Origin of the sequence: Hominisplanchenecus murintestinalis, assembly GCF_943193015.1 — a bacterium.
GTDB classification, from domain to species: domain Bacteria; phylum Bacillota; class Clostridia; order Lachnospirales; family Lachnospiraceae; genus Hominisplanchenecus_A; species Hominisplanchenecus_A murintestinalis.
This window is the reverse complement of sequence record NZ_CALPCM010000022.1, coordinates 11,508-25,123: the sequence shown is the minus strand read 5'-3', so window position 1 is coordinate 25,123 and position 13,616 is coordinate 11,508. Positions and strand designations below refer to the sequence as shown.

Annotated in this window: 10 protein-coding genes; 3 read left to right on the top strand and 7 right to left on the bottom strand. The window is 46.6% G+C overall.

What is annotated here, in order from left to right:
• Positions 1–33 precede the first annotated feature (33 nt).
• The 3 genes from NFR99_RS09115 to NFR99_RS09105 are packed head-to-tail and all read right to left on the bottom strand — an operon-like array spanning position 34 to position 3,204.
• Positions 34–1,227 carry a BREX system ATP-binding domain-containing protein gene (locus tag NFR99_RS09115; RefSeq protein WP_120483875.1) on the bottom strand — a complete coding sequence of 398 codons (1,194 nt, stop codon included), beginning with the start codon at positions 1,225–1,227 and terminating at the stop codon, positions 34–36.
• Positions 1,220–2,425 (bottom strand): BREX system ATP-binding domain-containing protein, encoded by a 1,206-nt coding sequence (locus NFR99_RS09110; RefSeq protein ID WP_120483874.1) that lies wholly within the window; start codon positions 2,423–2,425, stop codon positions 1,220–1,222. Before NFR99_RS09110 ends, NFR99_RS09115 begins: the two co-directional genes overlap by 8 nt.
• 11 nt (positions 2,426–2,436) lie before the next feature.
• Positions 2,437–3,204, bottom strand: coding sequence for a hypothetical protein (locus NFR99_RS09105; protein ID WP_120483873.1), 768 nt, complete (start codon positions 3,202–3,204; stop codon positions 2,437–2,439).
• A 182-nt stretch (positions 3,205–3,386) separates the two neighbouring features.
• Between NFR99_RS09105 and NFR99_RS09100 the strand changes: the two genes are divergently transcribed.
• Positions 3,387–4,964: a DEAD/DEAH box helicase gene (locus tag NFR99_RS09100; RefSeq protein WP_251353462.1), complete on the top strand. Its 1,578-nt coding sequence runs from the start codon at positions 3,387–3,389 to the stop codon at positions 4,962–4,964.
• Between the two features lie 41 nt (positions 4,965–5,005).
• On the opposite strand, the gene NFR99_RS09095 is transcribed toward NFR99_RS09100, so the two are convergent.
• From NFR99_RS09095 to NFR99_RS09080, 4 genes are all read right to left on the bottom strand, one after another.
• Positions 5,006–5,671, bottom strand: a complete 666-nt coding sequence (locus NFR99_RS09095) for an ABC transporter ATP-binding protein (protein WP_135975744.1) — start codon at positions 5,669–5,671, stop codon at positions 5,006–5,008.
• Positions 5,668–8,292 carry an FtsX-like permease family protein gene (locus NFR99_RS09090; RefSeq protein WP_251353461.1) on the bottom strand — a complete coding sequence of 875 codons (2,625 nt, stop codon included), beginning with the start codon at positions 8,290–8,292 and terminating at the stop codon, positions 5,668–5,670. Before NFR99_RS09090 ends, NFR99_RS09095 begins: the two co-directional genes overlap by 4 nt.
• 64 nt (positions 8,293–8,356) lie before the next feature.
• The gene (locus NFR99_RS09085; RefSeq protein WP_120483869.1) at positions 8,357–9,562 is read right to left on the bottom strand and encodes a sensor histidine kinase; all 1,206 of its coding nucleotides are present in this window, start codon (positions 9,560–9,562) and stop codon (positions 8,357–8,359) included.
• On the bottom strand, positions 9,555–10,247 hold the full coding sequence (locus tag NFR99_RS09080) for a response regulator transcription factor (RefSeq protein WP_168354770.1): 693 nt from the start codon (positions 10,245–10,247) through the stop codon (positions 9,555–9,557). Before NFR99_RS09080 ends, NFR99_RS09085 begins: the two co-directional genes overlap by 8 nt.
• 243 nt (positions 10,248–10,490) lie before the next feature.
• Between NFR99_RS09080 and NFR99_RS09075 the strand changes: the two genes are divergently transcribed.
• On the top strand, positions 10,491–11,855 hold the full coding sequence (locus NFR99_RS09075) for an MATE family efflux transporter (RefSeq protein WP_135975747.1): 1,365 nt from the start codon (positions 10,491–10,493) through the stop codon (positions 11,853–11,855).
• A gap of 46 nt (positions 11,856–11,901) precedes the next feature.
• A complete protein-coding gene (locus NFR99_RS09070; RefSeq protein ID WP_135976067.1) occupies positions 11,902–13,590 on the top strand; it encodes an AAA family ATPase in 1,689 nt (562 codons plus the stop codon).
• Positions 13,591–13,616: the final 26 nt, after the last annotated feature.

The following is a 13,616-nucleotide window of genomic DNA, read 5'->3' as shown; positions in this document are numbered from 1 at the left end:
GCTGTGCATGTGCGGCACAGCCCTTATAGTTCTTTAGTCAAAATCCTCAATAGAGGGAACGTCTTCAGTAAAAGTTTCTTCACCAAGTTCATTGACGGTTGTCTGACCGGCTTTCCCATACTGGTACAACTGGTCGAGGAATTCGATAGCCGCCCGGATTTTGGTGCGGAGCAGATATCCTCCTGCCTGCGTGGATTCTACGAGGGAGGAGAGGGAAACGTTCGGCGTCCATTCATAAGCTTTCCCATGGAAATCCTGAATCTTGTACAATACTTCCTGGATTTCCAGGCGTGTCAGAGGCAGGAGCTGGGGCGCCCTTGAAAGGATGTCCAGGACGGTCCGTGCGGGTTCCTGTTCTTCAGGATAGACTGCCGACAGGTTTTCGTATTCATGCTTTCCTTCTATTACATCTTCCACATAGGAAGCGCTGAGAGCGAAGATGCTGAACGTGTTTTCCGGGCAGAATTCAGGCAGCAGGAAGCGCGCCATATTCCGGTAGGCATTCAGGCGGGCTTTCTTTCCCAGGCGTCCCATGAGCTCAGTCTCGTCAATCAGGATTACCCAGCCGTGGTAGCCCATCTGGGTAAACAGGCGGCTCATAAAGGAGAAATAATCCCCGCAATGCCGGGTTTTTGTAAAGTTCACATTGTATTTTACAGGCTGGCCGAAAATACGGCGGTAAATCTTTTTCAGCGGCGCGTTTGCCACAAAATCTCCTTCCATATCAGCTTGCAGCAGAAACTTTTCATCAGAATCTTCTGTGTTCAGGTAAGAGCGGAACAGATAGTATAGCTTGTCCGTTTCCAGATGCTTTGCCGCGTAGAGCAGCATCTCGTTGGCAATGGGGCTGTTGGCAGAAATTTTTTCCAGTTCATGCATAAAGCCCGGCTGCTGTCTCTTGGGAAGGTAAGTGTTCTGGATAACTTTCTGGTAGACCAGGTAAAGCTTATCCATAGGGGTTTCTTTACTCAGGGAGAGATAGGAAACTACCATATTGTTTGAATGCGCCAGGTTGAATACTGTGTTCAGCAGATGGGTTTTCCCTTCCCCGTATTTTCCGCAGATTACCATACCACTTGATCTGTGCGAGTCGCAGACCATATCGAGCCGTCCGGAAATTTCTTTCATGATTTTCGGGCGTGCTTCGGAGAAATACTGGCCGACGGCGCGTGAGGGAATGCCGGAACGTAATGCTTCTATTATATGTCTGGCTTCGATATCATACATCGGGATTCACCTCCTGCATAGCGATTTGGATAAGCTGGGGAATGCCTATAGAGCCTGTCCGTGCCTGTTCTGTAATTTCTCGGGCGGTTTGCTGGTTCAGTGGGGAAAGAGGGTTTTGGTTCTGCAGGCTTGCAAGGCTTTCAGAGATAGAAACAATGATGTCCGGGGTATATTCCTGCGCCGCGAACCTGTCCATGTCCACCATATCGGAGAAACGGTTGAAGCGTTCCCCCACGATTTCATTTTGTATCCGCATCCATAGCGCCTGGTAGGATTTTAGCCCGGTATTCTCATTGTCAATCAGCTCCCGGTCGAAAGCGTATACGAACATGATATTTTTCATGCTGTCGATGTCGTCGATAAGCTGTCGGATGCTCTCATAAGTATCTTCGCGTTTCATTTTTGTGTAGTGTATCGGTTCCAGGCTGGAACGGCTGATGAGGATTTCCAGATTATCAATGGCAATAAACAGCCCGGAGGAACCGCCCATACGGATAATTTCAGCCAGTGAGCGCAGCATATGCCGGGCGTTGTACCGGGTGATGCGGCTGGGGTAGAAATCCAGAGCCCTAAGCTGGGAAAGCTTTATAGTGCGGTCGCCTTCCAGCCATGCCAGAAGCAAATCACGGTTTTGTTCTTCGAGAACAGGATAACCGAGGATGCTGCCTGTAAGCATACTGCAGGCCAGGGCAAAATTATTGTCCAGCATGGGATTGTTCAGGAACATCTGGCGGAGCTGCGAGCGGATCTCGCGCTTAGTCAGCGCGTCGCCAAGGCCGTTCTGAGAAAGATAGTCAATAAATTTCATGCCTTCCGGAATGTCGCGGTAATCAAATCCCATTTCCTGTATCAGATGACGGCTGATTCCTTCCAGGCATTCCATAATGCCGCACTGACGGAAGATTTCTACGTAGATTTCTTTAAAATCGTGCATCCAGATATTTTTTGCGGAAAACTGGACGGTTTTATAATTTTCCTTTTGGGCGATAGAAGTCATCAGACGCAGAAAATGGGTTTTGCCGCTCCCCATCCGCCCGGTGATAAATTTGATTTTACTGCCGCCATACCGGATATATTCACGGAGATATTTTTCTGTCCAAAAGTCCGTGAGAAAGCGGACGCCGCAGGTAAGGCTCTCAGCCGGAAGAGCGGAGGAACAATCCGCAGTCTTCGGAATTTCGTTGAATTCTGGTTTCATAAGTCTCCTTTTTATTCATAGAAACGGATGGTGGCAAGAAACTGCTCCTGCCCATCCCTGTCCAGGATACGGATGGCCTTGCCATTATTTCGACTGGGGCCAAACTGGAACTTTCTTCCGTTCTTTGTTTCTTCTACCTCAGACATGTACAGCCTGGCTAAATCAAAGGCGAAGCTTTGCTGGTCATAGTCCCTGCGGAAGCGTCCCATAGGAGCCAGGAATTTGTACAGGCTGGTTAAGTAAATATCGGCCTGGGGCTGCTTGTTTTGCTTCAGGATGGCCATGTCATAAGCGTCGGCCAGTTCGTTGACAAAAGTAAGGGCATTGAAAGAAGCTTTGTTCAGTTTTTCCTGTCCGCCGCGTACGATTTCTACGAAGCTCTGAGGACGTACGCACTGTATTTTCTTTCTGTCAAGATATAAATCCTGGTTTTCCGTATCCAGTTTCACACGGTAAGGGAACATTTCGTAGACAGGGAAATCACCCCGGACGTCTACGCCCTTTTCCTGGCAGATTTGCAGCATCTGTTCAGCAAAATCACCGTTCTCAAAATATGACTTTGTATCAAAGCCATTAACGAATCCTATCATATTCTCCAGGGTGAAAGATACGGAAGCGGCGCTCTCCGACATGGCGTTTAAATCCCGGGCAAGGCTTTTGATATCTCCATTCTCATTTTCTTTATGAATGGCTTTAAAAAGTTTCTGCATGGATGCGATACTGTCCTTCAGGGATTTTTCAAGGGGCTGCATATCCTGGTAGAGATTTTCGTAATTCATAGATGGCGTCCTTTCTGAGTTTAATTTTCCATAAGCATTCTTGCGGTTATGTCTGGCAAGAACCTTATTGACTTTGAATAGTAACAGTATAAACGAGATAGTTAAGGTTTTCAACAATTTGTTCCAAAAACAGACAGGGTATGATAAAATCAGTTATAAAATTTGCGTAATGAGGAGCCGCTATGAAAAAAGAGCTTTATCAATGGCAGGAGGAGTGTCTGGAGCGATGGTTTTCGAATAACGGAAGAGGGATAGTGCAGGCAGTGACCGGGGCGGGAAAAACATTTCTGGCTTTGACTGCGGCTGCGCGCCTGGAGAAGCGGCTGGGCAGGAGGCTGCGTGTGAAAATCGTCGTGCCGACGGCAGCGCTGATGCGGCAGTGGAATCAGGCTTTGCGGGAATTTCTGACGGATTCATGCGGGGATAAGGGGAATTCGGGAGACATTCGGGGAGAAATCGGCCTGCGGGGCGGCGGTCACAAGGGAGAAAATGGCCGCAGGTATATGATTTATGTGATTAATTCCGCGCGGTATGAACTGGCCAGGAAGATTCTGGCAGAGCTGCGGGGCGGAGAGGCAGTGTTGCTGATTGCGGATGAATGCCATCATTATGGGAGCGGACAGAACAGTCTTATTTTTGAATTTCTTCCTTATATAAAGCCATGTGGGGAGAACTTTTTCTCGCTGGGGCTTTCGGCCACTCTCCCATCCGGAGAAGAACGACAGTACCTTTCGTCGGTGTTGGGGCGGGAAATCTACAGTTATGGGATGGAGGAGGCAGGGGCGATGCGTACGGTGTGCCGATATGATATCTTCCATATCGGCCTGGAGTTCCGGAAGGAAGAGAGGGAAGAGTATGAGGAAATCAGTGAGCAGATGTCCAGGCTTTCCCATAAGCTGCAGCAGATGTACCCGGCGCTGAGAGAGCTGGGGCAGAGGGAACGCTATGCGATGCTGTCGCAGATTACCGGCGGCGGGGATAAGAGGGCAGCAGAGGCGGCAGCGCGCTATCTGGCGCTTTCCTACAAACGAAAGAGCGTGGTCTGCCTGGCGTCCGAGAGGGTTTCCTGCGTATGTGCTTTGATAGAACGCCTGGATGTAAAGAAAGGAATCCTGATCTTTGGGGAACGTGTCAGCCAGGCGGAAGAACTGTATGGGATTTTACAGAATAAGTATCCCGGCCGGGTAGGGCGGTATCATTCGAAAATGGGGCGGCAGGCGAATAAAAATGTCCTGGAGCGGTTTTACACAGGAGAGATACATATATTGATTGCATGTAAGGCTATGGACGAGGGGGTGGATATCCCGGAGGCGTCTGTAGGGATTGTTCTGTCCGGAACGGCCTCAAAACGGCAGCGGGTGCAGCGGCTGGGGAGGATTATCCGAAAGAAGGAAGGGAAAGGCAGGGCGTCGCTGTATTATCTGCATATAGCAGACACTTCCGAGGATTCCTGCTTTCTGCCAGAGACAAAGGAGAGCCGCATTTTTGAAATAGAATACCAGCCGGGGCGGCATGGTTTTTCACATCCGATTTACGACGTGGCGGCAGAGGAGTTGATTGAAGATGCGGAAAATACAGGAATGGATAGGGAAAAAGTGGAGGAAGTCAAACGATGCCTGGAGATAGGGCAGGTAAGGGCGGATTGGATGATGGGGCAGGAGGAGATAGAGGGGAAGACTCAGGACGCAAGGAGAGTGAGGGAGAGGAATTACTGGGTGTGTATGAAGAGGATGGGGAGATTGAGGGAAAACCGGAAATAGATAAAATAGCGATAGGGGACTGTGTAGCCAGTCCCCGCAATTTAGACGAACATTCCGTCGCAAATTTTCAAAACCCTGTCTGCATAATCCGCCATCTGGCGGTCATGGGTTACCATGATAATTGTCTGGTTATATAGCCTGGCGGCTTTACTCATAAGCATCACGACCTCATTGGCATTTTCTGCGTCGAGGTTTCCGGTTGGCTCATCCGCCAGGATGACAGACGGAGAGATGCAGAGCGCCCGGGCAATGGCTGTCCGCTGTTGTTCCCCTCCTGACATTTCAGCAGGAAATCTATCCCCACAGGAGAGGATTCCCAACGTATTCATGATATCTTTTATAATGTGTTTGTTTTCCGTCCGTCCATCCAGGTGGATTGGCATTACAATATTTTCGTAAGCGGTATATTCAGGAAACAGGCTGTAATCCTGATAAATAAATCCGATTTTCCTGCGCCGGATTTCCGATAATTTCTTGTCAGAGAGCCTGCATATATTTTCGCCATCCAGCAGCACTTCACCGGCATCCGGCCGTTCCAGAGTACCCAGTATTCGGAGCAGGGTGGATTTTCCGGAGCCGCTTTTTCCTATAATGGCAGTAAATTCTCCCTGGGAAAATGTCAGGCTGCTTTTTTTCAGCGCATGTACCTTAATTTTGTCATTTCCGTAAGTTTTTGATATGTCTGAAACTTGTAAAACATAGCTCATAGTATTTCCTCCCGTTTTTTGTGCGTTTCCGCGGATTTCCAGCCAGCCAGGGTCAGGATAAAGGCCAGCAGGATTACAAAGATTATGGTGTAACTCAGACTTGTATAAGAATACAGGTTATCCAGAGTCAGCCAGTACAAATCAGAAGTATAATCCCCCAGGGATTCCGACCATTGGCAGAGCCCGGCTGTGTTCCATAGTTTTTTATTTTTCAGATAAAAGATTCCTGCCATGACGGCGTAGCTGCATGGGATACTGATGAGTATCCATAAGGACTGCCCCAAAGATTCCTTTATAAGCATGTGACGGAACATCGTATCTTCCATGCCAAGCTGTTTTAGGAGGAGATATTTCCGTTCACGGTATTGATGTTGTATCTGGTGGAAACGCAGCTCCAGCAAAAGAAAAATAAACAGTATTGTACAGAACACGATACCATAAATACATGCTTGTCGAATGTAAGAATTCCAGGTTTCCCGCAGTTCTTCAGTGTACGAAACATATTCTATATTATTTTTTTGAAAGATAGATGCCAGGCGCTTTTGTGTGGATTCAAAAGACTGATTTTTATTTAAATCGATGAAAAGCCTGTTATTCTGTAAAGTCTTGCTGTCCGCGTTTGCTACGCGGGCGGCAAGCTCCCGGGATGCAATAACTCCATAGGCAAAGTTATATCCGAAAAGCGCTTTCCATTCAAAAGAAGGATTCTCAATAACGGCCCCTATTGTTACAGGGGTGAGTCCTGACAGGGCATATTCTTTCATTTCCGTTAAATCAGGGGCCTGTAAGCTGCTGCTGGTATTTTCCTCTGGCAGATAAAAAAGAGATTCCCGGCCGACGATTTCCACTGTGTCTCCAATATGTGGCGGGGTTTCTATGGGCTTTTCAATTATTGCGGAAGCTTCCTGGCCGAACGCTAGCAGAATGATTTGCTCTCCATTTTGGAAAGCTGCTTTATCCAGTTCCGGGAGGTTATATTCTTTTTCCAGTTTCTTCAGAGTTTTGCTGTCTGTATCTTGATAACAAAACAGTGGGGTCAGTGTTTTGTTGTCATTCTTAGTCCTCCACTGCAGGCAGTGTGTTTCATCCCAAATCTGTCTGTCAATGCGGCGGATGCCGATAAGCGGCTGGATTTCTTCTTCTGCCTGTTTGCTCATCCCGTCATACATGTCATACATATAAGAGGAAGCAGCGCTCCAACTATAGGGATCGTTGGCAAAGTCGGTTCGTTCTATGAGAGTTTTCCTGTAAGATGCATGAAAATCGGAAGCGTTGTTTGCTAATTCTGCGTATTTTTGTGAAGCCTGATAGATTTTGTTGAGACATAGGATGAGAATCAGGCAGGTTGTGGCAGAGAAAAGGATAGATGCTGTCTTCTGGAATGGGTGAAGCTTTCGTTGGCGGCGAAGAAAGATGCGCGCCGTATTTTTTGCGGTTCGGCTGTCTTTCCGAAGACGTTTTATTTGACGTTTTGTGATTTCCGCACGGTTTCTTTCCAGATGTTTATCCCGGCTGGCAAGGCATGCGCATAGGACTGCGAATAAAATAGCGCCCAGGACAGCTCCCAGCTGTGAAAGAAAATCCGCAGGGTGAAATTCGAAAAAATAAGGGAGCCGGGAACCTGCGGATACTGCACAGCAGATTGCTGCACCTGCGAGGTAAGGGAGAATCATGGCGAGAAACGCATAGGGAAATGTACCATATATAGTCTCTGTTAAAGTCATAATTCGTATCTGCAGTCTGTCAGCCCCGGTGCACCGGAGGCGGTAATACCATTTCTTCCGCTGAGTAACATAAGACATCATCAAATATCCGATGGATAAAATTCCGGTAAGCAGTAAGATAAATTTGGCTGCCTGGAACATATCTCGGGAACCCCAGACCCTGTTTTCATAAGTATAGCTGTTATATACCAGCGCCTGGCTTTGTTTTAGGAATGCGGATGCGAACTCTTCCGTGTCGAGATTTTCATATAGCTTGTCCAACTGGTAGAAATGTGTGGAATATAGAGGAGTCCCTGTTTTTTGCAGCCCTTTTTCCGTTACAATGCCGTTTGGAAGCGGGTATCTGCTGAGGTGTTTCCAACTTTCAGCAAAGCTTTTTATCGTTCCCGTAAGGCGGAACGTTGTTTCATGGATGCCTTTTTCATTTTGGACAGCGACTCGTATGGTTTGTCCAAGCTCATAGCTGTAACCCAGGGTGGAGAGAGAGGACAAATCCATTGCAATTTCGTCTGGAGACTTGGGAAATCTCCCTTCATAAAGTGAGATATTTCCAAAATTCCGTACTGCAGCGTCGAGAGTTCCAAGATTTACGCCGCTGGGTTCATTCTGCCTGTCTAAAAGTTCCCCGCCAGTCTGGCAGACGCCAGACGCCGCCAGATAGGGATGCCTGAGTTCAGAGAACAGGACGCCGGATTCCTGGAAGTCTTCTACGGAGGACAGTATCCAGTCCCCATAGTTCTGGTAGTTTGTCTCCATCAGGTAGTTATCCATGATGTTCTGAAATAAAATCACGGAGGAAATAAACAGCGCAGAGAGAAAAGTCACGGCAGAAACATAGCGCATTTCTCGCTTTCTTCTCTTTAAACCTTTTAAAACCAGCTTGAGAAATATAGTCATATTTTTACGCCCCCTTTCGATGGTTCTATTTTACAGCAGGAACCTTACAGGAAGGTGACAGGCATTATATTTTTCTTTTTAAAGAATATTCGGGGAGGATAACGGAGAATGCCGCGCCTCCATCTTCATGGTTTTCGGCTTTTAGGGTTCCAAAATGTTTTTCGATAACCAGTTTTGCAAGATTCAGCCCAATCCCTGTATGGGAATTTTTCAGGGATTCCGGGATATAGAATCTGTTAAAAATATGAGGAAGATCCTTTTCGGAAAAACCTTTTCCATGATCACGTATTAGAATCTTGATACCTTCAGGCGTCTGGGAAAGGGAAACTAAAACAGGTTCTTTTGTGCCGTCATGTTCCAGACAGTTTTTCAGGATATTTAAAAAAGCTTCTTTTAACCATTCGTAATCACCGTGATACTCTATACTGTTTTCCGAAGGTGTTTCCGTTAAAATGGAAATCCGGCGTTCTCCGTCGGGAAGGATTTCCCTACATTCCATGAAAAGGTGATTTATATAGAAAGGTTCACGGTGCATGATGGTTTTGCCGGATTCCAGGCGTCCAATATCAAGAAGTATTTTTAGGAGGGATTCGATACGGTTTAAGTACAAAAAGCATGAAGAGATACGTTCGCTTTGGCTGCCCCCTGATTCTTCCAGCATGAAATCCATAGAAATAGAAATACAGCTCAGGGGCGTTTTAATCTGGTGTGCAATGTTTTCGATAAACGCCTGTATGGATTTATTTTTTTCGGACAGATATGCTTCTTTTGCATGAAGCATGTCCAACAGTTTCGCGATTTCTAATACAACGTTCTTATTCGAAAACCGATATGTTGGAAGTTGAAGTTTTTCGGTTCGGATATCCTGAATCAAAAGTTCTTCCTCGCGGTGATTTTGCCTTTTTAAGTGAAAAAACAGGCAGAGGAGAAGCAGTGCGAGGATTCCCTGAAGGCAAAAAATACCCAGGAAGGCCTTATGCCAGCCCATGTGCCGGTAAAGGTAATATCCGCCTTTTTCTGTGTATCCCAGGGAAATAAGAGCCTGCGTTCCCTTTTCGGAAGCTTCTTTGGCGATATCTTCATGAAACATATATTGCAGGGTTTCGGCACATAGTTCAGGGTTTCTTTCATACAGTTTTCCGATTACGTTTTGCTGCATTGTAATAAAAGAATTTTTTATAAAAAACAGGGAAAGAAATCCGAGAATAAGAATCAGGAGCATTACAGTTGCAAAGCCTGTTATCCAGATAGAATCTCTTTTTTTAAACATAGTCCAAACCTTCCTCTGTCTGTTTTGTAAAGCGGTAGCCAAACCCCCTGATTGTTTCGATATACTCAGCGCCGGTCTTTCTTCGCAGGCGGCTCATATTTACAGAAAGAGTATTGTCCTCTACAAATTTTCCTGAATTATCCCACAGTTTTTCTAATAGAAGTTCTCTTTTTACAATGCGGCGGGGATTCTGCATGAGAACCAGCAGAAGCTGATATTCCATTGTGCCCAGATTCAGGTTTTCCTCGTTTTTATATGCGCAGCCTTGCTGTTTATCCAGTTTGATTTCTCCGCCCCGCAGTATTTTTACGGCGTTTAAAGGATTTTGCCTGCGCAGGTTTGCCTGTATGCGGGAAATCAGTTCTGCGGCACGGAAAGGCTTTGAAATATAGTCGTCCCCACCCAGGTTCAGCCCTTTTACTACGGACTCTTCGTCGTTACACGCTGTAAGGAAAAGGATGGGTTTCAGGCTGCGCTGCCGGATATGGCGGCACAGCTGAAAGCCGTCTCCGTCCGGGAGCCAGATGTCCAGCAAAAATAAATCAATATCATCTATGTTCAGCATATAGTGCATGGCATCAGACAGGCTGGAAGACGTTATGGTGTGATATCCATGCTTTTCCAGAAGTTCTTTTATGGTTTTCTGTAAATAGAGTTCATCTTCAACAATCAGTATTCGTTTCATGTGTTTATCCTTTCCGGTGATTTTCATGTCTATACAGTCCAAAGGGAAACCACAGGCTCATTTTTTATCAGTTTAAATTAATTTTTTCATGAATACAAGATTTTCCAAGATAAAAAGTTTTCTGTTTTTTCTTGACGCTTCCTCTATAAAAGGGTTTATAATAACCCCGGAAGGAGTGGAATGCCTGTTTTTTGAATGGAGAAAACTATGCTGTAAAGGGCGGAAACAGGCAGGAATCGTATTATGGAAAAGAATCTGACATCTGGAAGTGTATTTAAAAATATTGTATATTTTTCGTTACCGTATCTGCTATCATACTTTTTGCAGACTTTGTACGGAATGGCAGATTTGTTTATTGTGGGGCAATTTCATGGCGTTGAGGATATAACGGCGGTTTCGGTGGGAAGCCAGGTAATGCACATGCTGACGGTTATGATAGTGGGGCTGGCTATGGGCGCTACCGTAACGATAGGAAAGGCAGTCGGGGCGAAGCGGCAGGAGGAGGCATCCCTTGCAGTGGGGAATACGGCGTCCCTATTTATGGGAGTGTCGGCTGTGGCTACGGTGCTGCTGCTTTTTCTGGTAAAGCCGATTGTAGCGGTGATGTCTACCCCGGAGGAGGCAGTTTCCGGTACAGCGCTTTATCTTACGATTTGTTTTGTGGGTATTCCGTTTATTACGGCTTACAATATTATCAGTTCGATTTTCCGCGGGCTTGGGGATTCAAAAAGCCCGATGTATTTTGTTGCCGTTGCATGTGCGGCGAATATTGCGCTGGATTATCTGTTTATCGGCGTGTTTAGGCTGGGGGCGGCGGGAGCCGCGCTGGGAACTACGCTGTCCCAGACAATCAGTGTGATGATTGCATTAGCCGCTATCCGGAGGCAGAAGACGGGGCTGGCGCTGAAGAAAAAGTATTTCAGGCCGCAGGCAGGAATGATGGGGCAGATTTTGAAAATCGGCATTCCGGTTGCCATACAGGATGGGTTTATCCAGATTGCGTTTATCGTAATTACAGTCATAGCGAACCGCAGGGGTCTGAATGACGCGGCGGCTGTCGGGATTGTGGAAAAAATCATAGGAATCGTGTTCCTGGTGCCATCGACTATGCTTTCTACAGTTTCCGCGCTCTCCGCACAGAATATCGGGGCGGGGAAGCATGGGCGGGCGGTTCTTACACTGCGCTACGCGGTTTTTCTGGCGGCGGGCTTCGGGCTGGCGGTATCGGTGCTGGTACAGTGGATTGCCGAGCCGGTTGTCGGGATGTTTACCGATGAAGCGCAGGCGGTTGTTCTGGGCGGTCAGTATCTGAGGAGCTATATCTGGGACTGTATGTTTGCCGGGATGCATTTTAGCTTCAGCGGGTATTTTTGTGCCTATGGTATGTCGGGGATTTCCTTTTTACATAATTTTTTGTCCATTGTCTGTGTGCGCATTCCCGGCGCGTACCTGGCGTCGAAATATTTTGCGGACACGCTGTTCCCGATGGGGATGGCGGCGCCGGGAGGGTCTTTGTTGTCGGTGGCTGTATGCGTGATAGCGTTTGTGTGGATGAGGCGCCGGGACGGGAGGTTAAAAACCGGAAAAGAACATGGAAATATTTTGTGATATTCGTTATACTAAAAGAAAATGGCATAAGAGAGGAAGTGATTTTGTGACAAGGACAGTAGGCATTGGGCATCAGGATTTCGGGGATTTGAGAAAAAACGGATGGTTTTATATCGATAAAACAAATTTTATCAAAGAATGGTGGGAGAATGCGGACAGCGTAACGCTCATTACCCGTCCCAGGCGCTTTGGGAAGACATTGAATATGAGTATGCTGGAGCAGTTCTTTTCAGTGAAATATGCAGGACGGGGCGATTTGTTTGAGGGGCTTTCTATCTGGGAAGAGGAGAAGTACCGGACATTACAGGGAAGTTACCCGGTTATCAGTCTTTCTTTTGCAAATGTAAAAGAGAGGAATTATGAGATGACAAAGCAGAGAATCAGCCAGATTCTGACGGATTTGTATAATAAGAATTATTTTCTGCTGGAAACGGGCCTGCTCACGGAGGAGGAGCAGAAATATTTCCGGAGTATTTCTATGGATATGGCAGAGGTATCGGCTACGATAGCAATCCACAAGATGGCGGATTTTTTGAGCCGTTATTATGGGAAAAAGGTTATTATCCTTTTGGATGAGTATGACACGCCGATGCAGGAAGCTTATGTAAATGGTTTCTGGGACGATATGGTTTCTTTTACCAGAAATATGTTCAATGCTGCGTTTAAGACGAATCCTTATCTGGAGCGCGCAGTTATGACAGGGATTACAAGAGTGAGTAAGGAATCTATTTTTTCAGATTTAAATAATCTGGAGGTCGTAACGACTACTTCAAAAAAATATGAGGATAGCTTTGGATTTACAGAAGAAGAAGTATTTCAGGCATTAGATGAGTTTGGATTGCCTGAGATGAAAAAGGATGTGAAGAGATGGTATGATGGATTTACGTTTGGGGACAAAGCAGATATTTATAATCCCTGGTCGATTTTGAATTACCTGGATAAAAAAAGATTAACGACTTACTGGGCAAACACCAGCTCCAACAGCCTGGCCGGAAAAATAATCCGAGAGGGAGATGGAAAGATTAAGCAGACTTTCGAAAGGCTTTTGCAGGGAGAAGCTATGGAAATATTTTTGGATGAGCAGATTGTCTATAATCAGCTTTCAGGAAATGAAAACGCTATCTGGAGCCTGCTTCTTGCCAGCGGTTATCTGAAAGTGGTGAGGACGGAGTTTACAGAAGCGGAGGGAAGGACGAAATACTGGCTGGCTTTGACAAACAGGGAAGTCAAGCTGATGTTTGAAAACATGATCCGCGGATGGTTTTCGGAGAGGGATGGGAACTATAATGATTTTGTTAAGGCGATGCTTCTTGGCGACCTGGACGCGATGAATGAGTATATGAACAGGGTGACGCTGAATATATTCAGCTGTTTTGACACGGGGAAAAGCGCTTACGGCGCAGAGCCGGAGAAGTTTTATCATGGGTTCGTGCTGGGGCTGATGGTGGATTTGAGCGAAAGATATCTCCTCACTTCAAACAGGGAAAGCGGGTTCGGCAGATATGATGTGATGCTGGAGCCGAAGAAAGAAAACGACGATGCGATTATCCTGGAGTTTAAAGTATTCCAGCCGAGAAAGGAACAGAGCCTGGAAGATACGGCCGCGGCCGCGCTGAAGCAGATAGAGGAAAAGGACTATGCCGCTGTGCTGCGGGCGAAAGGAATTGCGCAGGAGAGGATAAGGAAGTACGGGGTGGCATTCCAGGGGAAGGAAGTGCTGATAGAGGGAATGTAAGTCCGCCCACTGCTCTGTCACCCAGA